General features: G+C 45.3%; 23 protein-coding genes. 22 read left to right on the forward strand and 1 reads right to left on the reverse strand.

What is annotated here, in order from left to right:
• Positions 1 to 5 precede the first annotated feature (5 nt).
• From fabF to GC096_RS31095, 17 genes are all read left to right on the forward strand, one after another.
• Positions 6 to 1241 carry a beta-ketoacyl-ACP synthase II gene (gene fabF / locus GC096_RS31015; RefSeq protein ID WP_171635752.1) on the forward strand — a complete coding sequence of 412 codons (1236 nt, stop codon included), beginning with the start codon at positions 6 to 8 and terminating at the stop codon, positions 1239 to 1241.
• A gap of 60 nt (positions 1242 to 1301) precedes the next feature.
• Entirely contained in the window at positions 1302 to 2003 is a 702-nt protein-coding gene (rnc, locus tag GC096_RS31020; RefSeq protein WP_171635754.1) for a ribonuclease III, read from the forward strand.
• 94 nt (positions 2004 to 2097) lie between these two features.
• Positions 2098 to 5673: a chromosome segregation protein SMC gene (smc, locus tag GC096_RS31025; protein WP_171635756.1), complete on the forward strand. Its 3576-nt coding sequence runs from the start codon at positions 2098 to 2100 to the stop codon at positions 5671 to 5673.
• Between the two features lie 32 nt (positions 5674 to 5705).
• Entirely contained in the window at positions 5706 to 6695 is a 990-nt protein-coding gene (ftsY, locus tag GC096_RS31030) for a signal recognition particle-docking protein FtsY (RefSeq protein ID WP_057315728.1), read from the forward strand.
• An 81-nt stretch (positions 6696 to 6776) separates the two neighbouring features.
• On the forward strand, positions 6777 to 7127 hold the full coding sequence (locus GC096_RS31035) for a putative DNA-binding protein (protein WP_171635757.1): 351 nt from the start codon (positions 6777 to 6779) through the stop codon (positions 7125 to 7127).
• A 30-nt stretch (positions 7128 to 7157) separates the two neighbouring features.
• A complete protein-coding gene (gene ffh, locus GC096_RS31040) occupies positions 7158 to 8516 on the forward strand; it encodes a signal recognition particle protein (protein ID WP_171635759.1) in 1359 nt (452 codons plus the stop codon).
• Between the two features lie 37 nt (positions 8517 to 8553).
• Positions 8554 to 8826, forward strand: a complete 273-nt coding sequence (gene rpsP, locus GC096_RS31045) for a 30S ribosomal protein S16 (protein WP_028558245.1) — start codon at positions 8554 to 8556, stop codon at positions 8824 to 8826.
• A gap of 26 nt (positions 8827 to 8852) precedes the next feature.
• A complete protein-coding gene (locus tag GC096_RS31050; protein ID WP_028558246.1) occupies positions 8853 to 9083 on the forward strand; it encodes a KH domain-containing protein in 231 nt (76 codons plus the stop codon).
• Positions 9084 to 9165: 82 nt separating this feature from the next.
• On the forward strand, positions 9166 to 9681 hold the full coding sequence (rimM, locus tag GC096_RS31055) for a ribosome maturation factor RimM (RefSeq protein ID WP_171635761.1): 516 nt from the start codon (positions 9166 to 9168) through the stop codon (positions 9679 to 9681).
• A complete protein-coding gene (trmD, locus tag GC096_RS31060; protein ID WP_171635762.1) occupies positions 9678 to 10442 on the forward strand; it encodes a tRNA (guanosine(37)-N1)-methyltransferase TrmD in 765 nt (254 codons plus the stop codon). Before rimM ends, trmD begins: the two co-directional genes overlap by 4 nt.
• Before the next feature lie 163 nt (positions 10443 to 10605).
• Positions 10606 to 10947, forward strand: coding sequence for a 50S ribosomal protein L19 (gene rplS, locus GC096_RS31065; protein WP_028558249.1), 342 nt, complete (start codon positions 10606 to 10608; stop codon positions 10945 to 10947).
• A 101-nt stretch (positions 10948 to 11048) separates the two neighbouring features.
• The gene (gene lepB / locus GC096_RS31070; RefSeq protein ID WP_376769536.1) at positions 11049 to 11660 is read left to right on the forward strand and encodes a signal peptidase I; all 612 of its coding nucleotides are present in this window, start codon (positions 11049 to 11051) and stop codon (positions 11658 to 11660) included.
• 11 nt (positions 11661 to 11671) lie between these two features.
• On the forward strand, positions 11672 to 12535 hold the full coding sequence (gene ylqF, locus GC096_RS31075) for a ribosome biogenesis GTPase YlqF (RefSeq protein WP_171635764.1): 864 nt from the start codon (positions 11672 to 11674) through the stop codon (positions 12533 to 12535).
• Between the two features lie 137 nt (positions 12536 to 12672).
• On the forward strand, positions 12673 to 13320 hold the full coding sequence (gene rnhB / locus GC096_RS31080; RefSeq protein WP_171635766.1) for a ribonuclease HII: 648 nt from the start codon (positions 12673 to 12675) through the stop codon (positions 13318 to 13320).
• 75 nt (positions 13321 to 13395) lie between these two features.
• A complete protein-coding gene (locus GC096_RS31085; RefSeq protein ID WP_171635768.1) occupies positions 13396 to 15240 on the forward strand; it encodes a TP0910 N-terminal domain-containing protein in 1845 nt (614 codons plus the stop codon).
• The gene (locus GC096_RS31090; protein WP_171635770.1) at positions 15237 to 15557 is read left to right on the forward strand and encodes an EscU/YscU/HrcU family type III secretion system export apparatus switch protein; all 321 of its coding nucleotides are present in this window, start codon (positions 15237 to 15239) and stop codon (positions 15555 to 15557) included. The genes GC096_RS31085 and GC096_RS31090 overlap by 4 nt, the downstream gene beginning before the upstream one ends.
• On the forward strand, positions 15554 to 15931 hold the full coding sequence (locus GC096_RS31095; RefSeq protein WP_171635772.1) for a YraN family protein: 378 nt from the start codon (positions 15554 to 15556) through the stop codon (positions 15929 to 15931). Before GC096_RS31090 ends, GC096_RS31095 begins: the two co-directional genes overlap by 4 nt.
• Before the next feature lie 68 nt (positions 15932 to 15999).
• Here the strand turns inward: GC096_RS31095 and GC096_RS31100 are convergent, their stop codons facing one another.
• Positions 16000 to 17571 carry a YifB family Mg chelatase-like AAA ATPase gene (locus GC096_RS31100; RefSeq protein ID WP_171635773.1) on the reverse strand — a complete coding sequence of 524 codons (1572 nt, stop codon included), beginning with the start codon at positions 17569 to 17571 and terminating at the stop codon, positions 16000 to 16002.
• Between the two features lie 194 nt (positions 17572 to 17765).
• Between GC096_RS31100 and GC096_RS31105 the strand changes: the two genes are divergently transcribed.
• The 5 genes from GC096_RS31105 (at position 17766) to topA (ending at position 23842) form a co-directional block, all read left to right on the forward strand.
• Positions 17766 to 18023 carry a hypothetical protein gene (locus tag GC096_RS31105; RefSeq protein WP_171635775.1) on the forward strand — a complete coding sequence of 86 codons (258 nt, stop codon included), beginning with the start codon at positions 17766 to 17768 and terminating at the stop codon, positions 18021 to 18023.
• Between the two features lie 292 nt (positions 18024 to 18315).
• Positions 18316 to 19476, forward strand: coding sequence for an ADP-forming succinate--CoA ligase subunit beta (gene sucC, locus GC096_RS31110; RefSeq protein WP_056624886.1), 1161 nt, complete (start codon positions 18316 to 18318; stop codon positions 19474 to 19476).
• A 47-nt stretch (positions 19477 to 19523) separates the two neighbouring features.
• Positions 19524 to 20456 (forward strand): succinate--CoA ligase subunit alpha, encoded by a 933-nt coding sequence (sucD, locus tag GC096_RS31115; RefSeq protein WP_057315715.1) that lies wholly within the window; start codon positions 19524 to 19526, stop codon positions 20454 to 20456.
• Between the two features lie 115 nt (positions 20457 to 20571).
• The gene (gene dprA / locus GC096_RS31120; protein ID WP_171635783.1) at positions 20572 to 21663 is read left to right on the forward strand and encodes a DNA-processing protein DprA; all 1092 of its coding nucleotides are present in this window, start codon (positions 20572 to 20574) and stop codon (positions 21661 to 21663) included.
• 70 nt (positions 21664 to 21733) lie between these two features.
• Positions 21734 to 23842 carry a type I DNA topoisomerase gene (gene topA, locus GC096_RS31125; RefSeq protein WP_171635785.1) on the forward strand — a complete coding sequence of 703 codons (2109 nt, stop codon included), beginning with the start codon at positions 21734 to 21736 and terminating at the stop codon, positions 23840 to 23842.
• Positions 23843 to 23854 lie beyond the last annotated feature (12 nt).

The following is a 23854-nucleotide window of genomic DNA, read 5'->3' on the forward strand; positions in this document are numbered from 1 at the left end:
TACAAATGAACAGAGTTGTAATTACAGGTATGGGCGTAGTTACTGCCCTTGGTCAAGATTTAGAAACATTCTGGGGAAACCTTTCTTCGGGTAAATCTGGAGTAGGTTTGATTGAGAATTTTGATGTAAGCGAATACCCAACACAGATAGCGGCTGAAATTAAAGACTTCAATATTGAGAACTATGTGGATCGCAAAGAATCTCGCCGGATGGACCGTTTCGTTCAATTCGCAGTTGCAGGCGCTTTAAATGCACTCAAGGATGCGAATTTGAATGTGAAGGAAGATACAGATCCGGAGCGCGTAGGCGTTTCAGTTGGATCAGGCATTGGCGGTTTGAATACATGGGAAGAGCAGCATCGCATTTTGTTAGAAAAGGGTCCTAAACGTGTTTCTCCTTTCTTTATCCCGATGATGATTGCGAACATGGCATCTGGTCATGTATCGATGGTCACGGGAGCGAAAGGGCCGAACTCCACAGCTGTAACGGCTTGCGCAACAGGCACGCACTCCATTGGTGATTCTTTCAAAATGATTCAACGTGGCGATGCAGATGTGATGATTTGTGGTGGTGCTGAAGCAACGATTACGCCGATTGGTGTAGCAGGTTTCTGCGCACTGCGTGCGATGTCAACGCGCAATGAAGAGCCGCATTTGGCAAGTCGTCCTTTCGATACAGGTCGCGATGGCTTTGTTATGGGTGAAGGCGCTGGTGTACTCATTCTGGAGTCATTAGAGCATGCTCAGAAGCGTGGCGCACGTATCTATGCAGAAGTTATCGGCTACGGCATGAGCGGTGACGCTTATCATATGACAGATCCAGACCCAGATGGCGCTGCGCGTTGTATGGTGAAAGCGATCAAGGATGCAGGGATTACGCCTGATGCGATTTCTTACATTAATGCACACGGCACATCAACGCCTGTTGGTGATAAATCAGAAACGATTGCCATTAAGAAAGCACTAGGTGATCATGCTTATAAGGTTGCTGTTAGCTCGACGAAATCCATGACAGGTCATTTACTTGGCGCTGCGGGCGGTGTGGAAGCTGTCATTTGCGGATTAACAATCGCTAATAAGCTTATCGCACCTACAATCAACTTGGATAATCAAGATCCAGAGTGTGATTTGGATTATGTACCAAACAAAGCACGTGAAGCGAACGTAGATATTGCGATGTCGAACTCCTTCGGTTTCGGCGGTCATAATGCCACGATCATCATGAAAAAATTTCAAGCATAATTACCATGCCAGTGACGAAAGATAACGGAATATCATTCTCTCCGGGTGGTGAAGTACGACGTGAACCGTGAAATTAAAGATTTACAGAAGCAGTTAGGTGTTTCTTTCCGCAAAATGGAGCTGTTGAAACAAGCTTTCACACATTCTTCTTATGTGAATGAACATCGCATTGCTGGACATAAAGACAATGAACGGCTTGAGTTTCTTGGAGATGCCGTACTCGAATTAACAGTTTCGGAATTTTTATATGAATCTTATCCTGGGCGTTCAGAAGGTGAATTAACGAAGCTGAGGGCATCCATTGTCTGCGAGCCGTCGCTCGTAACATTTGCCGAAGATTTGGATTTTGGATCTTTTGTCTTATTAGGCAAAGGAGAAGAGCTGACGGGAGGACGCTCTCGGCCAGCTTTGTTGGCAGATGTGTTTGAATCCTTTGTTGGCGCTTTATATCTAGACCAAGGATTGGATACGGTAAAGGCGTTTCTACAGAAGCATGTATTCGCCAAAATCTCCAGTGAGGGCAAGCTGCTTGTGATTGATTACAAGACACAATTACAAGAGCATACCCAACATCATAATATGGGTTCCTTGGAATACCGGATTGTGAATGAACGTGGGCCAGCACATGAGCGCGAGTTCGTTGCAGAAGTGCACATGGATAGCGAGCTTCTGGGAACCGGTGCAGGTCGTTCTAAGAAAGAGGCGGAACAGCAGGCTGCTGCTGGTGCACTGTCCAAATTAAACGTAACCGTACTACGATAGTGGAATAACCAGAAGAGGCGGCAGCTGCTGCCTTTTTTGTTTTTTTCTCTTATTTTGATAGGTGATATGTTACAATACTTTTTGAGGTGAGACCATGTTTTTGAAACGGATCGAATTATCCGGATTTAAATCATTCGCGGATCGGACGGAACTCGAATTTGTACGAGGCATAACCGCGGTTGTAGGTCCTAACGGGAGTGGGAAGAGTAATATCTCGGACGGGATCCGTTGGGTGTTAGGAGAACAGAGTGCGAAATCTTTGCGTGGCGGTAAAATGGAAGATGTCATTTTCGCTGGCAGTGATGCACGTCGTGCAGTGAATTATGGGGAAGTCTCGCTCACACTGGATAATTCTTCGCAATCGCTTCCGCTCGACTTTAACGAAGTGACAGTGACGCGTAGAGTACATCGCAATGGCGATAGTGAATATTTGATCAATAAACAACCTTGTCGCTTGAAAGATATCACGGAGTTGTTCATGGACACCGGTATCGGGAAAGAAGCGTATTCCATTATTGGACAAGGGCGAATTGAAGAAATTTTGAGTACGAAATCCGAAGATCGTCGAGGCATCTTTGAAGAAGCTTCGGGGATTGTTAAATATAAATCACGTAAGCGCGAAGCGGAGAAGAAATTAAACGATACCGAGCAGAATTTGCTGCGGATTCATGATTTAGTTTCAGAGCTCGAGGATCAAGTTGAGCCACTTCGTGATCAGGCGGAGAAAGCGATTCGTTTTAAAGAATTGAAAGAAACGCTCAAGAGCAGTGAGATCTCCATGTATGTCCATCAGATCGATCAGATCTATGTCGCTTGGAATGATGCTACACAGCTGCTGGCAAAGTTAACGAAAGAGCAAACGGAGCTCTCTACGATTGTGAGCCAGCATGATGCACATTTAGAGAAGCATCGCTGGGAAACGCGTAGACTAGAAGAAGAACTAGAAAAGCTGCAAGAAAGTTTGCTAGGTCTGAGCGAAGAATTTGAGAAGTGTGAGGGTCATGGTGAGGTTCTCAAGGAACGAAAGAAGAACTATGTGACGAATCATCAGCAACTCAGCACCACAATCGCCATGCAAGAGCAGCGCAAGTTAGATAAAGAAGCAGATTTGAGCGAGCAACGTGATAAAATCATTCACATCGGTGCGCAGTTGTTCGAATTCCAAGCCAAACTGACAGCGGAGGAGCAGCGCTTACAAGGGGTAAGCGGAGGCATCAGTTCATCGCCTGAAGATCAGTTGAAGGGTGAATTGTTGGAAACGCTCAACCGTATGGCACAATCTCGCAATGAAATTCGCTACGCCGAGCAGCAAATCGAAAGCATCGGGCGCCGATTGGAGAGACTTGATGAGGAACGTCAGAAGTGGGCGGACCAGCGTGAGAGTATAACACGACGCAAGCAGGAACTATCTGCTAAACTGCAAGAAACAGTAGGGGACATAGAAAAAGCTAGGCAAGACTATGTTCAATTTACCCAAGCCTTGAAGAGTAAGCAAGGGTTGCTGGATGAAGCCCAGACAATGGTGCGGAAATGGGAGCAAAAGCTCGATGCGTTAATATCTCGTCGCGACACCATGAAAGAAATGGCCAATGATTACGATGGTTTCCAACAAGGTGTTAAGGAAGTTCTTAAAGCGAAAACGCGCAAAGATCTGCGCGGCATTCGCGGTGCGGTGGCCGAGCTTGTCAAAGTGCCTGCTAATGTGGAAGTTGCCATTGAAACAGCCCTAGGTGGTGCTTTGCAAAATATTATCGTGGAGACAGAAGCAGATGGTCGCGAAGCTATTGCCTTCTTGAAGCGTCGTCAAATGGGACGAGCTACTTTCTTGCCAATGAATGTCATTCGTGGACGCTCGATATCTGATCATGAGAGTCAGACATTGAAAGCCTCGAAGGGTTTTGTTGGGATTGCGGTTGACCTCGTTTCTTTCGATTCGACGTATACGAATATATTCTCCAGTCTATTAGGGAATGTCGTCGTAGCTGAGAGTTTAGAAGATGCCAACCATATCGCTGCCAAAGCGCAGTACCGCTACCGTGTCGTGACGCTCGAAGGAGACGTTGTTAACCCAGGTGGTTCCATGACAGGCGGAAGCTTACAGAAGAAATCGACGAATTTGTTGGGGCGTCAACGTCAAATCGAAGAACTGGATGCTGAGATCGCAACTTCTGAGGGGCAGCTTAGTGGTCTACGCAGTCAATCCAGCTCGTTGAAGCGAGAAATTACCGATGAAATGCTGAAAGTTGAACAGCTTCGACAATTGGGTGAACAGCAGCGAATTACGGAGCAGCAAATTCGCGCGGAATTGAATCCGCTGGAATCTGAAAGCCGCACAGTTGAAGAGCAGCTGACGTTGGATAGCCAAGACAGAAACGCGCTAATGGGTGAACGAACTGATTTTGGCCGTAAAAAAGTCGAAAGCGAAGCAAACCTTGCACAGCTTCAAGAGGAGGAAGCTTCTCTTCAACAAGCAATTCGTGATGCCGAAAGCTCACGTAAAGCTAGTGAGTCAGAAAAAGAAGAGCTGCAAAGCCAATTGACGGATTTGAAAGTGAAAGTGGCGTCAACATCTCAAGAGAAGCAGTCCCTTCAAGATCAACAAAGGCGCTTACAGCAGGATCTAAGTGATGTGGAGCGTGAGATTGAAGTCAATCGCGGCCTGTTAACTCAGTTAGAAAGCGATATGGCAACGCTTGAACAAGAAACGGTTCTGCAAATTGAGCTCTTAAATGATTTGAAGCTTAAGAAGCAGCAATGTTCTGAAAGTATCGAATACAAGCGTGCTGAGCGTATGGACTGGTTACAGAAGCTTGAGCATGGCGAAAATGAGACACGTACGCAGCGTATTCAACTGAAACAAGTGGAAGAAAATCTCCATCAAACAGAGGTTCGCGTGACGCGTCTTGATGTGGAGCTTGAGAACTTACTCAAAAAGCTTGCGGAAGAATATGAACTTAGCTACGAGCTGGCGAAAATGCGTTACCCAGTACCTGAGGATATTCTGGGTACACAGACTAAAGTACGTGAGCTCAAACGTGAAATAGCTTCACTAGGTGATGTCAACCTTGGTGCAATTGAAGAATACGCGCGTGTATCTGAACGCTTCGAGTTCTTGAGCTCCCAGAAGGATGATTTGATCGAAGCCAAAACAACCTTGTACCAGGTTATTCGTGAAATGGATCTAGAGATGTCTAAACGCTTTAAAACGACGTTTGATGCGATTCGCTCCCATTTTGGAGTCGTGTTTGCGAAGTTGTTCGGCGGCGGCCGCGCAGATTTAATTCTGTCGGAACCAGAGAATATGCTTGACACGGGCATTGAGATTGTGGCTCAGCCGCCAGGCAAAAAGCTGCAAAACCTACAATTGCTATCTGGTGGCGAACGTGCTTTGACTGCGATTGCGCTCTTGTTCTCCATTATTCGTGTAAAACCAGTGCCATTCTGCGTACTAGATGAGGTAGAAGCCGCGTTAGATGAGGCGAACGTATCTCGTTTTGCCGAGTATTTACGAGAATTCTCGGAAATGACGCAATTTATTGTTGTCACACACCGTAAAGGAACGATGGAAGAAGCTGATGTGTTGTATGGTGTCACCATGCAAGAAGGCGGCGTTTCGAAGCTTGTTTCTGTCCGTTTAGAGGATGAGGAAGCGACAATGACAGCCTCTTAAGGTGAAATTAAAGAGTTGATATGGGAGGAACTATGAGTTTTTTTAAACGATTGAAAGAAAGTATTTCGGGTAAGGCTGAGGCAGTAACCAATAAATTTAAGGAAGGTTTAACGAAAACGCGTGATGCGTTCGTAAACCGTGTCGATGATTTATTTAGCCGACGTAAGAAGATTGATGAAGATTTCTATGAAGAACTGGAAGAAATTCTAATTGGCGCAGACGTTGGCGTGAATACGGTTCTGAAGTTGATTGATGAGCTTCGTGCTGAGGTTAAGAAACGTAAAATTGAAGATCCCGCGGAACTGCAACCAATCCTTTCAGAAAAACTGATTGAGTTGTTAAAAGGGGATGCAGATGCTGGGCTAAACATCAATCCTAATGGCTTAACAGTAATCCTGTTCGTTGGCGTTAACGGTGTGGGTAAGACGACGACGATTGGCAAAATGGCTCACATGTTCAAATCGCAAGGGAAGAAAGTGTTGATGGCTGCTGGTGATACGTTCCGTGCCGGTGCCATTGAGCAGCTTGAAACTTGGGGCGAGCGCGTTGGTGTTGATGTCATTAAGCAACAATCTGGCGCAGATCCTGCCGCGGTTATGTATGATGCTGTACAGGCTGCCAAAACACGCGGTGTGGACATTCTTTTGTGCGATACGGCGGGGCGTTTGCAGAACAAAGTGAATTTGATGGAGGAGCTTAACAAGATTTATCGTGTGATCCAACGCGAAGTTCCTGATGCACCTCATGAAGTTATTCTTGTTCTGGATGCTACGACTGGTCAAAATGCACTTAGCCAAGCTAAGCTATTCGGTGATAAAACAGGATTGACGGGGTTGGTTTTGTCCAAATTAGATGGAACGGCGAAAGGCGGAATCGTTGTGGCGATCCGTCAAGAACTCTCTCTGCCGGTTAAATTTGTGGGGCTTGGTGAGAAAATGGATGATCTTCAAGCGTTCGATTCTGAGCAGTTTGTGCATGCGCTTTTTGGTAAATGGATAGGTGAAAATACTGACAAGGTATAATGCTTGACAATCATCTTGGAATTCAGTATGATAGGTTCTGTTGTGCTGGTGTCAAGTGTGCAACCTTTACGGAGGTAGATTATGACTGTCGATCCTATGTTGGAGAAAACGAATCGCATTAACCTGCTGTTTGATTTCTATGAAGCATTGTTGACCGATAAACAGCGAACATTTCTTGAACTGTACTTCCATGATGATTACTCCCTCGGGGAGATTGCTGAGAACTTCACGATCAGCCGCCAAGCGGTCTATGAGCATATCAAACGTGCGGAATTGACACTGCAGGAATATGAGAGTAAGTTAAAGCTGTTACATAAGCACGAACAACGCATGAAGCTGCGTCAAGATTTAGAAGTTGGATTGAGTGATTGTGATCCATCGCTAAAGAGGAAAGTGACAGAGCTTTTTGATACAATAGTAGGGATGGATTGAAACCTTAGTTAGAAGCAGGAGGTGAAGCGCATGGCATTTGAAGGATTAGCAAACCGATTGCAGAATGTGTTCGGCAAGCTGAGAAGCAAAGGTAAGCTGACGGAAGAAGATGTAGGCGAAGCGCTTCGCGAGGTACGATTGGCACTGCTTGAAGCGGACGTTAACTTTAAAGTTGTGAAAGACTTTATTGCGAAGGTGAAAGAGCAAGCGATCGGACAAGAAGTTCTGAAATCTTTCACGCCGGGCATGGTAGTTATCGATATCGTGAACAAAGAACTTACAGCTCTTATGGGTGGTACACAAAGTAAGCTAGCGCGTTCGAATCGACCGCCGACGGTTATTATGATGGCTGGTTTGCAAGGGGCTGGTAAAACAACGACCTCAGGTAAATTGGCTAAAATGTTGTTGAAACAGAATCACAGACCGCTTCTTGTTGCGTGTGACATTTATCGTCCCGCGGCGATTAAGCAGTTGGAAGTACTGGGTGAACAACTGAAGGTTCCGGTTTTCTCATTAGGTGATAAAGTGAACCCTGTTGAGATTGCCAAAGCGGGTCTTCAACATGCGAAGGATAACGGTAATGACTATGTGATTATCGATACCGCAGGTCGCTTGCACATTGATGAAAACCTTATGGACGAGTTGAAGAATGTACGTGAAGCTACGAGCCCAGATGAGATTTTGCTAGTTGTCGATGCGATGACTGGGCAAGATGCAGTCAATGTTGCAGAGAGCTTCCATCAACAGCTTGAATTATCTGGTGTTGTGTTAACCAAACTAGATGGAGATACGCGCGGTGGTGCTGCGTTATCCGTCAAGGCGGTAACAGGTTGTCCGATTAAGTTCGTAGCCAGCGGCGAGAAAATGGATGCTTTAGAGCCATTTTATCCTGACCGTATGGCATCAAGAATTCTCGGTATGGGCGATATGCTCTCCTTAATTGAGAAGGCGCAAGCTGGTATCGATATGGATAAGGCGAAAGAGATGGAGCGCAAAATGCGCAACGCGGAATTCACCTTCGAGGACTTCATTGAGCAGATGGAGCAAGTGAAGAAAATGGGGCCACTTGACCAAATTCTTGATATGCTTCCTGGTGCGAACAAGATTAAAGGCATGAAAGATATGAAGGTTGACGAGAAGCAAATGGCTCGCGTTGAAGCTATTGTGAAGTCGATGACAACTGAAGAGAAACGTAAGCCTGAGCTGTTGAATGCAAATCGTCGCAAACGGATTGCAGCAGGTAGCGGAAACACGGTGCAAGAAGTCAATCGTTTCATTAAGCAATTCGATGATATGCGTAAGATGATGAAGCAGTTCTCGGGTATGATGGGACCGAAAGGTGCCAAAGGCATGAAGAAGTTAGGCAAGGGATTCAAATTTCCCTTTTAAATAATGGTGTTTATTCTAAGTAGGAGGTGATTTTTCAATGGCAGTACGTATTCGTCTTAAACGTGTAGGCGCTCATAAAGCTCCTTTCTACCGTGTCGTGGTTTCGGATTCCCGTTCCCCGCGTGATGGTCGTTTTATCGAAGAAATCGGTACTTATAATCCAATTGCTGAACCAGCAGCTGTGGTTCTTGATGAGGAAAAAGCGCTTAAATGGCTTCAAACTGGCGCTCAACCGTCCGATACAGTTCGCAGCCTGTTCTCAAAAGCAGGTTTGATGACTAAGTTTCACGAGCTGAAATTACAGAAGTAATCTGTTATCTTTCGGAGGGTGGGTTCATGAAGGATCTTATCACCGTTATTGCTAAGGCTCTTGTCGATCATCCGGAAGAGGTACGTGTCGCTGTGGTGGAGAAAGAGGACAAGATCGAGTACAGGCTTTCTGTTCATCCCGACGATGTCGGTAAAGTGATTGGCAAGCAAGGCAAGATTGCGAAATCGCTCCGTACGGTTGTCACGTCGGCAGCTGTGAAAGAAACGAAGCGGGTAGCCGTTGAAATCGTTTCATAAGAAATGAGGTTAGGATTCAATTCCTAGCCTTTTTTCGCATATGAAAAGAAGGTAATTTAATGTGGAGGTTGGGCAAGCGCATATGACGGAGAAATTAGTGACGGTTGGAAAAGTCGTAAATAGCCACGGGATTCGTGGAGAGCTAAAAATCGTGCCAGAAACAGATTTTCCAGAACGGTTCGATGTGGGAAATTCATTAATCATTGTAGACTCTCAAAATAAGCAAACGCCGGTGACAGTGAAAACGTCCCGCTTACATAAAAACGTATTTATTGTCTTGTTCAGTCAATTCTCGAATATTAATGATGTTGAGAAATATAAAGGCTCCCTGCTCAAGATTGAGGCTAAGGATCAAATGCCGCTAGAAGAGGGCGAGTATTATTATCACGAAATTATCGGCTGTAAAGTCGTCACAGAAGATGAGCAAGAGCTAGGACTGATCTCTGAAATACTAACGCCAGGAGCTAATGATGTCTGGGTGGTTTCTTTACCAAAAGGTAAGCAGCTATTACTTCCCGTGATTGATGATGTCATTCTAAAAGTGGATATTCCGAACAAAACAATTCGGATTCATTTGATGGAAGGGTTATTGGAATGAGAGTTGATGTCTTAACCTTATTCCCAGAAATGTTTGAGGGTGTATTCTCCTCCAGTATTTTAGGGAAAGCGCGTGATAAAGGAATCGTTTCCCTGAGCACGGTTAATTTTCGGGATTATTCCACGAACAAGCATAATACCGTTGACGATTACCCTTATGGCGGCGGCGGGGGCATGGTGCTGAAGCCAGAACCGATTTTTGGTGCCGTCGAAGATTTGCCAACGCATCAAACAGCTGAAGGAGTAGCTGTAAAGCCGCGGGTCATCCTGTTATGCCCTCAGGGGGAGACTTTCACCCAGAAGAAAGCGGAAGAGTTGGCTGGAGAAGAGCATCTTGTGTTTATTTGCGGTCACTATGAGGGTTATGATGAACGGATTAGGCAGTACCTGGTGACGGACGAGCTATCTGTAGGTGATTATGTACTAACCGGCGGTGAAATACCCGCTATGGTCATTATAGACAGCGTAGTGAGACTACTACCTGGGGTACTTGGGAATGAGATGTCCGCTGTGACGGATTCTTTCTCAACGGGGCTTCTGGAGTATCCTCATTATACACGTCCTGCCAAGTTCAGAGATTGGGAAGTTCCTGAGATGCTTCTGTCTGGTCACCATGCCAATGTGAAAAAATGGCGGAACAAAGAGTCACTCATCCGTACCTTAGAGCGCCGGCCAGATCTGCTTGAGGGCAGAATATTGTCCAAAGAGGAAAAACTATGGGTGGCTGAATGGAAAAAGCAACAACAAGAACAAAATAATTAAGTCCTCAGAATCTTCTCTATTGAATTAATCTTGGGACTATGATATTATATATTCTGTTGTGATTTTTTCAACAGTTCGAGTCTGGTGGTCCTCTACGCATAACAACTTAGATATTACTAACTATTAGCGGAATGAACACCTGTGTGGAAGGAGGGAGTCAACTATGAATCTTATTCAAGAGATTACGAAAGAGCAACTCCGTACGGATATTCCTAATTTCCGTCCAGGAGACACACTTAAAGTACACGTAAAAGTTATCGAGGGTACACGTGAGCGTATTCAGCTGTTCGAAGGTGTTGTTATTAAACGCCACGGCGGTGGAATCAGCGAAACGTTTACAGTTCGTAAAATTTCTTACGGTGTGGGTGTGGAAAGAACTTTCCCATTCCATTCTCCGAAGATTGACAAGATTGAAGTGGCTCGCCGTGGTAAAGTTCGTCGTGCGAAACTTTATTATCTGCGTGGTCTTCGTGGTAAAGCAGCAAGAATTAAAGAAATTCGATAGTAAAATGGGGGGCTTGTTCAGTCAAGTCTCCTTTTCATTTTTTCTGTACATAATAGGACATAATAGAGATCATACCAAAACTGGAAGAGAGGCCGTCAGGGATGGAAAATAACGATCAAATGCAACCTAATCAGCCGATCAGTGCTACACCAGCAAAGACCGTGCAAACAAAAAGTGAAACGTGGGAATGGATTAAAGCGCTAGTAATTGCAGGAGTACTTGTTATTATTATTCGTTGGTTTCTCTTCTCCCCATTTATTGTTGATGGAGATTCGATGCATCCGAATTTCTTTACAGGCGAGCGATTGATCGTCAATAAAATCGTGTACGATATTCGTGATCCGAAGCGCGGTGAAGTCATCGTTTTCCACGCACCTGAAGGCAAAGATTATATTAAGCGTGTCATCGCCCTACCTGGAGAAACCGTGAAGGTAGTTGGGGACAAGGTGTACATTAACGGTGAAGAATTGGCCCAACCTTTTATTCAAGCTGCGATTGATCAAGCGGTTAAAGAAGGCCATCCTTACAATACATTACTGGATTTCCCGGAAACGAAAGTGCCGGAAGGCGAGATTTTTGCCATGGGTGATAATCGTCCGAATTCCAAAGATAGTCGTACGAAAAGTGTTGGCTTTGTGCCTTACAATAAAATCGTAGGCCGTGCAGAAGTGATTTTCTGGCCGGTGAAGAAAATTAGTTTCATACATTTTTGAGGTGAAGAGAAATGACCATTCAATGGTTTCCCGGTCACATGACCAAGGCTCGCAGACAGATCGAGGAAAAGCTTAAACTGATTGACGTCGTGATTGAGCTCTTGGATGCCCGAATCCCGCTTTCCAGCCGGAACCCGATGGTTGATGAGATTTTAAAAGGCAAGCCACGTCTCGTATTGCTCAACAAGAATGATCTGGCTGACCCGCAAGTGACGGCAGAATGGGTGAAATACTTTGCAGAGCAAGGCTTACCCGCCTTGCCAATTGACGCTGCGAACGGAACGCATGTCAAGGAGATTTTGCCTCGAGTGAAACAACTTTGGGCTCATAAAATTGAGACGATGCTGCGTAAAGGGATTAATCCCCGTGCGATTAGGGCGCTCATTGTTGGAATCCCGAATGTTGGTAAGTCCACACTTATTAATCAGTTGGCAGGTAAGAAGATTGCTGCGACTGGTGATAAGCCAGGTGTGACCAAAGGTCAGCAATGGATCAAGGTTGGCACGGAGATGGATCTGCTGGATACACCGGGGATTTTGTGGCCTAAATTTGAAGACCAGATGGTTGGCATGCGTTTGGCTGCAACTGGGGCAATTAAGGAAGAGCTTCTGCATTTAGATGACGTAGCTTTGTTTACCATTAAATATATGGTTCAGCATTATGGTGCTGGTATTCAGGAACGCTTTGGTGTTCAGGAACTACCGGAAGATATGGAAAACATTCAAGAAATGGTGAAGGTCATGGAAGCGATTGGGCGTAAGCGCGGCGCTATTGTGAGCGGTGGGAAAGTCGATTTGGATAAAGCTTCTCTCATTATTATTCGTGATCTGAGAGCTGGGAAAATGGGCCGTATTTCATTGGAACGACCATTTTAATGATGATGAATCAGGAAGAACCTGGGGCTGAGCCTTGGGTTTTTCTTTTTTTTGTGGAGATAAAGTTGAAAAAAATGGGTGTGGCTTGATGAAGTGACGATCCTATATAATGAAGGCATAGGAAAGGGGCATAACACGTGCTAGAACATGAAAAAGACATATGGCAGCAAGGTTTCACGGCGATAGCAGGTATTGATGAGGTTGGTCGCGGGTGCCTATTTGGAGATGTTGTGGCTGCTGCGGTTATTCTTCCGATGGGACATGTGCTTGAAGGAGTAAATGATTCCAAGAAGCTGTCGGAGAAGAAGCGCGAGCTGCTGTTCGATCAGATAATGAATGAGGCGATATCGGTTGGTATCGGTATTGTCAATGTGGAAGATATAGAAGCAATAAATATCAAACAAGCATCAAGATTAGCGATGAAGCAAGCGGTAGAGAAACTAGATCAATTACCAGATTATTTACTAGTTGATGCTGAAAATGTGGACATAGAACTTCCCCAATCAGCCATCATTCATGGTGATGCGTTAAGTCAATCTATTGCTGCTGCTTCCATCATCGCCAAAGTGACGAGAGATCGTATGTGTGCGGAATGGGACGAGCAGTATCCAGAATACGGGATTGCCGTACATAAAGGTTATGCGACCAAACACCATCGAGAGATGCTCTTGAGATACGGGCCTACGCCGCTACATAGGAAATTATTTATTCGTAAAATTATGGCTCAGCTTGAAGTGCAAGAAAATGATTTGCAAACGGAACAGCTCTTATTTGACCTCATATAAATTTTTAAGATGTAACGAAAACGGCATCAGACGCCGATATTATACATACGTGTAATCAGATTTGAGGTGAGCTGTATGAATATTAGTGGATTAATTCGCAACTTAGTCGGGGATTTAACGGCTGCTGATTCGAAGACACTCGAATTAAAGGTAGGGCAAATTGTCAAAGGTGTAGTGCTTCAACTCCTGAGTGATCAAGAAGCGCTAGTAAATATAGGTGGCACGCAAGTTCGTGCAAAGCTGGAAACCCCTCTGAAGCAGGGGGATGTTACCATGCTGCAGGTGCAGCCAGAATCTAAGGGCGGTCAAATTATTTTGAAGCCGCTTGTTGCTTCCGACGTGCAGATCGCGGATGACTCGCTTGGTGAACTTTTGAAGGCTTTTGAGATAAAGGATTCGGCTGGTAATCGTCAAATGGTACAGCAGATACAGCAAGAAGGCATTCCCGTGTCAAAGGAAAATGTGAAGGCATTTGAGTCTGTGATGCGAGAGATGCCACAGGGAGTTAATAAAGAAGAGTGGCTGCAAGCGGCTGTATTAGCCTCGAAGAGGGGGCTGCCGCTTACACTTGCGACAGTGGATGCTATAAAGCAAGTGACGACCGGCCCGCCGGCGGGCCAGGTGTTAGAGAAGCTCGAGCAGCAGGCGAACGCGCTGCTTGAGCAAGACCCGACACACCCTGCGGCGGATACCGCCAAGCAGGTTGTGTCACTGCTCAAGGAGCTGCGTGCTACCGCCGCAGCTGTAAGACCTGCGGAGCCGGCTGCGCCAGCCTCCGTCGCGGACGAGCCTGCGGCTGCGCCGCCGCAGGCCACAAGCGCTGCACCAGCTGCTCCGCAGTCTGGTGGCACGACCGCGGCTGCGCCGCGTGGCAGCGAGCCTACGGCGGCCGCTGCCATTGCAGCCCCGCCCGCAGCAGCAGCGGGCGAAGCCCCTCCCGTGCCGCCAGCAGCTGGCGCGGCAGGAGTGGCCGCCTCTGCGAAGCCGGCGGCCGACGGGCACATGGCTCAGGCGCGCAGCGCTGAGCCTGTACGGCAGGGCGAACCGCTGCAAGCGGGTTCGCCGAAGCCCTTGCCTGAAGCCCTCCCTGCGAAGCAGGAGGGCGGGCTTGCCCCTAAAGAGGCGCAGGTTAGTGCGCCTCGAGAGACGCCCAATGCTGATCCAGAGACGAACTGGATCAGCAAGATGCTCAAAGCCGTTGGCGTTGAGCATGAATCGCATGTCGCCGCTAAGCTGGACGAGCGCGGCAATCCTATGCCTGTGCGCCAACAAGCGACAGAGAATACCTTTTCGCTTTTTAGCAGCAACGGCCCAGATCAGCAAGGGGATTCTGCGAAGCCAGCAACCGAAACCCTGAAAAGCCTATTACTTCAACTTACTGCATCTGACGATACACCTGCGCCACTGAAAGAAGCGGCACAGCAAGCGGTTAGTCAAATTACGGGGCAGCAGCTTATGCTGACGAATGACAAGAATGCCATGTTTACGCAAATGACCATGTTCGTGCCCTTCCTGGACAACACAGGTCAACAAACAGCAGCTATTCATATTCAATCCCGCAAAGGAAGTCGCGGAGAAGTAGATGCTAGTAATTGTCGTCTTTTGTTTGATCTTCAGATGAAGGTAATGGGCAACACGTTACTTGATGTTCAAGTTGTGAACAAAATTGTTTCGTTAAACATTCACAATGATCATCCGGCACTAGCTGGTTTGATGGAGTCTTCCAAAGATGAGATTGCTACTGCCATGAATAGTGTGGGTTATCAGTTTATTTCGTTAAAATGTTCGCCATACCCTAAGCCTCTTGACATTCAAGAGGGTAAAGAAGAGGGAACAAAGATAGGATCTTTGGATGGTCGCGTAGATTTAAGTGAGCTTTATCGCCCTAGGACGTATAAAGGGGTTGATGTTCGCGCATGAGCCCCCCAAAAAAAGCGCTCGATGAATCACAGCTTACACCGATCAAGAAGGCAGTAGCGCTGCGCTATTCACCAGAGGCACAGAAAGCCCCAACCCTCATTGCCAAAGGGAAAGGGCATATGGCTGAAGCGATTTTGCAAAAGGCTAAGGAAAGCGGTATTCCAATTCAAGAGGATAAATCGTTAGTTGAAGTGCTATCCAAACTTGATTTGGATCAAGAAATACCGCCAGAGCTTTATCAATTAGTTGCTGAAGTGCTAAGTTTTATTTACCGATCCGACCAGCGTATGAAACCTTCGCGAGGCCATGATGGATGAACAAATTTTATAAAGATGATCGCAAAATGTTGGGAAAACAAGGTGAGGAACTGGCGTTCAATTATCTCCTAGAGCAAGAGTATCAGATTGTTGAGAGGAATTGGCGCTGTCGTTCAGGCGAAATCGATATCATTGCAGAGAAGTCGAATAAACTCATTTTTATTGAAGTGCGAACAAGACGTCCGTCTAACCGATTCGGTACTGCCAAAGAATCGGTGGACTATCGCAAGCAGGCGAAGGTTCGTGAAATTGCACAATTTTATATGCATCGCTTTCATAAGTATGAGCAATCGATTCAATTCGATGTTATTGCAGTTGAAATGTCAGAAAGTAACACGGATCCGAAAATCATACATATACAAGAAGCCTTTTGACAGTCATTTAGCCTTATGACAAGTCAAAGGGCTTTTCTTATTCAACGTATCTATATAAACACCTTACCTTAGATCACAATTTCATCGATGCGTTGGTTTTTATCTAAATTCCGATATTGAATGGCTTCTGCAAGATGAGCGGGGAGAATGTGATCGCAACCGTCTAGATCCGAAATCGTGAGCGCAAGCCGCAAAATTCGATCATGTGCGCGTGCGCTTAACCCTAATGCGTCGAATGAAGTCCGCAGTAGCTGATCGCACTCAGGAGTTAATTGACAAATTTCCCGCATTAACCTTCCGCTCAACTCATTATTATGCTGAATATCCGTTTCAGCGTAACGCTCCTGCTGTCGCATATGAGCCTGCATGACCTTAGCTCGCATTTCACTAGACGACAAATTAGAAGCATTATCTTTTAGTTGGGTATAGCTGGGTTTTGGAACTTCAACATGGAGATCAATGCGATCGAGAAGCGGACCTGAAATTTTAGAGCGATATTGAACGATCTTAGCGGGACTACAGATGCAAGCATTCGTTTCAGTTTCAGCACCATAATAGCCACACGGGCATGGGTTCATCGCTGCGGCTAATATAAAATGGGAGGGGAATGTGTATACAGCTCTTGCTCTGGCAATCATGACGTAGCGATCTTCAAGGGGCTGCCTGAGTACCTCAAGTGCATTTCGTGTAAATTCTGGCAGCTCATCTAAAAAGAGAATACCCCGATGAGATAAACTCACTTCGCCGGGTTTGGGGATAGTTCCACCACCGACGAGACCGGCAGCTGAGATAGAGTGGTGTGGGGCGCGGAACGATCTTGCACGCATCAGAGTTGAACGGTCGGTCAGCTTGCCAGAAGCACTGTAGATCTTCGTAACTTCGAGTGCCTCTCGGTCTGTTAAAGGTGGAAGTATAGTAGGCAGACGCTTGATAAGCATCGTTTTCCCAGTTCCTGGAGGACCCAGGAGAAGTAAATTGTGCATGCCTGCGGCGGCGATCATCATGGCGCGCTTTACTTGATGTTGTCCATTCACATCAGCATAATCTTCAACATAACCAAGGTGGTTATTGGCAGAGTTAAAAAGAACAAGAGATTCACTCTCAGCAGTTTGATAAATAAATTCTGTGTAAGAACGTGTGTTCCATTTCTTGAAATCGGATAGATTCGTTATAACACAAACCTCAACACCTTCGATTAAAGCGGCTTCTTGCGCGTTCGCAGTTGATAGACAAACTCGCTTAATCCCCGTTTTCTTGGCAGCATGGACCATAGATAGGACACCGGGAATTGGACGAAGAGAACCATCTAGCGCTAGTTCTCCTAGAAATAAGGTGGAAGTGAAGCCTTCAACATGCACTTGGCCTGTCGTAATGAGAATACCAACAGCAATCGCAAGATCGAAAGACGAGCCTTCCTTGCGCAAGTCAGCTGGAGCAAGATTTACCGTAATTCGGTCCATAGGGAAGGTGAAGCCACAATTTTTGATCGATGAACGTACGCGTTCTACGGACTCACGAATCGCTGAGTCAGGAAGTCCAACTAGGTTAATCTGAGGTAAGCCGCTCGAAATATCCACCTCGACTTCAATCGTTCGACCTTCAATTCCTTGTAAACAAGCACTCATCACTTTGCCATACATAAAAAACACCTTCTTCTCCACGGAATTCACAGTTACAAGAACTGAGTTTCGAATTGGATAAAAGGTGCTTCCTCATTGATCCGATTAATTTCTTTTATTATAATCGCAATTGGTAAAATTACGCAAATACTGTCGAGTCACTTTCACGTTTTAAAAATGTGCGACATGCACATACTGGAAGATGAGGTGATGATATGCAGGAGAAACCATATTTTTGTCCCAATTGCCGTTCAAATCGCATTAAATTTAATGTAATCACGAGCTATTCGCAGTCTTTTCTAAAGGATGCACTTTCCGGGAATATTACCGAATTCCATGATCCTGGCGTCATTCCTGAGCCTGAGCCAACGATTCAGTGCTTAATCTGTAACTTTTCAGCGAATGAAATGCGTTTTATTAAACAAGCAGAGCGTGAACCACGGGTAAATACAACACCAACATCGTACAATTAATCAAGTAGAAGCATGACGTATTTTTCAGAAGATGAGAAATACGTTTTTTTATTTGTCATTATTTGTGGCGTGATAGTTAAATTTTTTCAGTGTGAAAGATAAATTTGAATGGATTCACGAAAAAAATAAAGAAACTGTCGAAAATAATGTGATACAATGGTTAGGGCTTGCGAAGAAGTGTGATACTAATTCCGGTAGCAAGATAGTTTCTCGTGCACAACGTCAATTGGAAATTACACTTTTCCCTGTATAGCACGTATAGAAAGTCCATACTGATAGGAGGATTTAGGAAATGAATATCCATGAGTATCAAGGCAAAGAAGTCCTGAGACAGTACGGAGTCAGCGTTCCTAACGGAAAGGTTGCATTTACTGTTGATGAGGCTGTTGAAGCAGCAAAAGAACTTGGAACATCCGTTGTCGTTGTTAAGGCACAAATTCATGCCGGCGGTCGCGGTAAAGCAGGCGGCGTTAAGGTAGCCAAAAGCCTCGATGAAGTTCGTACATATGCTAGCGAAATTCTAGGTAAAGTGCTTGTCACTCACCAAACAGGTCCAGAAGGTAAAGAAGTTAAACGCCTTTTGATCGAAGAGGGCTGTGACATTAAGAAAGAATATTACGTAGGTGTTGTTGTTGACCGTGCAACGGGCAGCGTCGTTTTGATGGCTTCCGAAGAAGGCGGTACGGAAATTGAAGAAGTAGCTGAGCACTCTCCTGAGAAAATTTTCAAAGAAGTGGTTGACCCAGCAATCGGTCTTCAATCTTTCCAAGCACGTAGACTTGCTTATGCCATCAACATCCCGAATGAGCTTGTAAACAAAGCAGTTAAGTTCATGCTTGCTCTTTACAAAGCATTCGTTGAGAAAGACGCTTCCATTGCTGAAATCAACCCATTGGTTGTAACTGGCTCTGGCGACGTTATGGCACTTGATGCGAAATTAAACTTTGATTCTAACGCTCTTTTCCGTCACAAAGACATCGTTGAGCTTCGTGACCTTGAAGAAGAAGATGCGAAAGAAATCCAAGCTTCCAAATATGACCTAAGCTACATCGCACTTGATGGAAACATCGGTTGTATGGTTAACGGTGCAGGACTTGCTATGGCCACTATGGACATTATCAAGCACTACGGCGGAGACCCTGCTAACTTCCTAGACGTAGGGGGCGGTGCTACGAAAGAGAAAGTTACTGAAGCTTTCAAAATCATCCTTTCTGATGAGCAAGTTAAAGGGATTTTCGTTAACATTTTCGGTGGTATCATGCGTTGTGACGTTATCGCTGAAGGTGTTGTAGCTGCTGCAAGAGAGCTAGGACTTTCGCGTCCACTCGTAGTTCGTCTTGAAGGAACTAACGTGGAGCTTGGTAAAAAGCTTCTTAACGAATCCGGCTTGAACATTGTTGCTGCTGATTCCATGGCGGATGGCGCACAAAAAATCGTTGCACTTGTTAAATAAAAACCTGAACGGTTTGAAAAATAGATAAGGGATGTGAACAATCGATCATGAGTATTTTGGTCAATAAACATACAAAAGTCATTACTCAAGGGATTACCGGCGCTACGGGTTTGTTTCATACCAAAGGCGGTCTGGACTACGGCACGCAAATGGTGGGTGGCGTAACTCCTGGTAAAGGCGGCACTACTGTAGATATCACGTTGGAAAATGGTGAGCTTGTTAAGTTGCCAGTTTTTAACACTGTTGTTGAAGCGAAAAAAGTAACGGGTGCAACAGCATCTGTTATCTATGTACCTCCTGCATTTGCTGCAGAATCCATCATCGAAGCGATTGAAGCTGAGCTTGAATTGGTTATCTGTATCACGGAAGGTATTCCTGTTCTTGACATGGTGCGCGTTAAGCGTTACCTAGAAGGTAAGAATACTGTTCTTATCGGACCGAACTGCCCAGGTGTTATTACACCAGGTGAGTGCAAGATCGGTATCATGCCAGGATACATTCATACACCAGGACACGTAGGTGTTGTTTCTCGTTCTGGAACATTGACTTATGAGGCAGTTCACCAGTTGACTACTCGCGGAATTGGACAATCCTCCGCAGTTGGTATCGGTGGAGACCCTGTTAAAGGATCCGAGTTCATCGACATCCTTAAACGTTTTAACGAAGATCCAGATACGTACGCTGTAATCATGATCGGTGAAATCGGCGGAACGGCTGAAGAAGAAGCAGCGGAGTGGGTTGCGGCAAACATGACGAAACCTGTCGTTGGCTTCATCGGCGGTAAAACAGCGCCTCCAGGAAAACGTATGGGCCACGCTGGTGCCATCATTTCTGGTGGTAAAGGTACGGCAGCAGAAAAAGTTGCAACTATGGAAAGATGTGGTATTCGCGTAGCGGCTACACCATCCGAAATGGGTTCAACACTTGTTAGCGTACTTGAAGAAAAAGGTATGCTTGATAAAGTTATCACAAAAAAATAAGCTTCGTTTCACGAAGGTAAGCAACCTTCCATTTCCCTTATTTGGGAATTGGGAGGTTTTTTTGTTTTCAGCAAGATGCATAGATTTGTCATTCATGGAAGGAGTGTATATACTAATGGATAATCGCAAATGTTTAATTGGCTTGCACGAGCTTGAGGGGATAGGGTGGAAAACGATTTACCAACTCTTAAGCCGTTTCCCTGAATTAAGTGTTTTAATCGGGCTGACAGCAAGTGAGATCGCCTCGAGTGGAATCCGGAGGACAATAGCAGAAACCATTGCGACACGATTAACCCCTGCATTTGTTGAACAAAAGATACACCAATATAAAAGTCAAGCCATACGGATCATGACACGATTCGATGAGGATTATCCGTCAATCCTGCAAGAAATTGCTCAGCCACCATGGGTCTTATATGTGAAAGGAGATCCTTCGATCTTACATGGTCGCCTGCTTGGTATTGTGGGTACCCGAACACCAACGCTATATGGGAAGAAAATTGCTGAGGAGTGGGCAGCCTCACTTTCGAGAGCAGGATTTGGGATTGTAAGCGGATTAGCAAGAGGAATAGATAGTAAGGCACATATTGGAGCGCTGCAAGGAAAAGCGAAGACGGTGGCTGTGCTTGGTTGTGCGATCAATGCGATTTATCCACGAGAGAATGCTCTGTTATTCCGCAATATTGAGCAGGAAGGTGTGATTATTTCGGAATACCCAATAGGAACAGGGATGAGGCCAGGCATGTTTCCACAGAGGAATCGAATTATCGCCGGATTGTCTTTGGGTGTTACGGTTGTGGAGGCAGCAGAAGATAGTGGATCATTGATCACAGTTGAATGTGCGTTAGATGCTTCAAGGGATGTTTTCGCGGTCCCGGGCCCAATTAACTCACGACAAAGCAGCGGTGTTCATAAGCTTTTGAAGGATGGTGCGAAATTAGTAACTTGTGTGGAAGAAATTGTCGAAGAGTATAAACACATTGTAAATATAGATGAAATAAATGTTGCTTTACAGCAAAAAACGACTTTTATTTTCACTGAAGATGAGGTCGAAATTGTACGAAAACTGTCAGATGATCCAGTCTCAATTGACACTCTATTAGAAGAGACGCAATTTACGTTTGGACATTTGCATGGAGTTCTGTTATCTTTACTATTGAAAAAGGCGATTAAACAGCTTCCGGGTTCAACATACATTCGAGCATAGGCTAATCACGAAGTTTTGCTTCTCGCCAAGTAAACTTACCTTGAAACCAAGAGGGGAGGAAGGACGAACCATGGCAGATTCGTTAGTCATTGTAGAGTCACCAGCAAAAGCCAAAACCATCGGCAAATATCTAGGCAGTAAGTTCATCGTAAAAGCATCGATGGGTCATATTCGCGACCTTCCGAAAAGCCAAATTGGCGTAGAAGTCGATCGTAACTTTGAGCCTAAATACATAACGATTCGTGGAAAGGGTTCTATCCTTAAAGAACTCAAAGACGCAAGCAAAAAAGTGAAAAAAATATATCTAGCGGCGGATCCGGATCGCGAAGGTGAAGCGATTGCTTGGCATTTAGCCCATTATCTCGACGTGGGTCCAGATGAGCTTTGTCGTGTTGTGTTTAATGAGATTACGAAAGAAGCTGTAAAGGACGCGTTTAAAACGCCTCGCAAGATTAATCAAGATTTGGTGAATGCTCAGCAAGCACGTCGGATTTTGGATCGACTAGTTGGTTACAAAATCAGTCCTTTGCTTTGGAAAAAAGTGAAGAAGGGGCTGTCAGCTGGCCGTGTGCAATCGGTAGCGGTTAAGTTAATTCAAGACCGTGAAAATGAAATCAAAGCATTTGAGCCAGAAGAGTACTGGTCGATTACAGCAGTTCTTGATGCAGGCAAAACTGTATTTGAAGCTAAGTATCATAGTCATAATGGTGAGAAGAAAGAACTGCACTCACAAGAAGATGTCGATTTGATTCTTGCTGCTATGGGTAATGAAGCGTTTATTGTGAAAGAAGTGAAAGAGAAAGAACGTCAACGTAACCCTTCTCCGCCTTTCATTACAAGCTCTATGCAACAAGAAGCAGCGCGTAAATTGAATTTCCGTGCTTCCAAAACGATGTCTGTGGCGCAGCAATTATATGAAGGTATCGATTTAGGAAAAGAAGGTACCGTCGGATTAATTACCTATATGCGTACGGATTCTACGCGGATTTCTCCTATTGCCCAAGAAGAAGCCAAAGACTTTATTATGACGAAATATGGCCCAACTTTTTACCCTGAGACGCCTCGTCAGTATTTGAAGAAGAATGCGAATGCACAAGATGCGCATGAAGGGATTCGACCAACTTCCGTACTTCGTGAGCCTGATCAGATGAAAGCGTTCTTGAGTAAAGATCAGTACCGATTGTACAAGCTCGTGTGGGATCGCTTTGTTGCAAGCCAAATGGCGTCCGCGATCTTGGATACGATGACGATTGATTTAAACGCAGGAGAGACCGTATTTAGAGCGAATGGATCCAAAATGAAGTTCGCTGGATTCATGAAAGTATACGTAGAAAGCAATGATGACGGAACGACAGAAGAAGATAAATTGCTGCCTCCTCTGTCCAAAGGCGATTCATTGCCCAAACAAAGTGTAGAACCGAAGCAGCACTTTACGCAACCACCTCCAAGGTATACAGAAGCACGTTTAGTTCGTGCTCTTGAGGAGATGGGGATCGGGCGACCAAGTACTTACGCACCTACACTAGAAACCATACAGAAACGTGGCTACGTAGCGATCGAAGAGAAGAAATTCGTACCGACGGAGCTAGGCGAGCTCGTGATCCAATTAATGCAAGAGTTTTTCCCGGAAATTCTAGATATTGAGTTCACTGCTCATATGGAAGAAGAGTTGGACTTTGTCGAGGAAGGGAAAGAAGATTGGGTCAGAGTACTCGATACGTTCTATACATCCTTTGAAAAGCGTTTAGAGTTTGCAGAAGAAGAAATGAAAGAAATTGAGATACAAGATGAAGTTTCGGATGAGATATGCGAGAAATGTGGAAAGCATCTTGTCTACAAAATGGGAAGATTCGGTAAATTCCTTGCATGTTCAGGTTTCCCTGACTGCCGGAATACGAAGCCGATCATTAAAGATATCGGTGTTACTTGCCCAACTTGTCACGCTGGTAAAATTGTTGAGCGCAGAAGCAAGAAGGGGCGCGTATTTTACGGCTGTGATCAATATCCAACTTGTGATTTCGTTTCCTGGGATAAACCAGTTAATCGGCCATGCCCAGCGTGCAGCTCTATGATGATTGAGAAGCGAAGCAAGAACGGGGTTATGATTCAATGTACACAATGTGATCATAAGGAAGAAGCTGTTGACGAATCCGATCACACAGATGATATGAAAGATTAGAGGTGTCTGATT

Source organism: Paenibacillus plantarum (assembly GCF_013141695.1).
Lineage (GTDB): Bacteria > Bacillota > Bacilli > Paenibacillales > NBRC-103111 > Paenibacillus_E > Paenibacillus_E plantarum.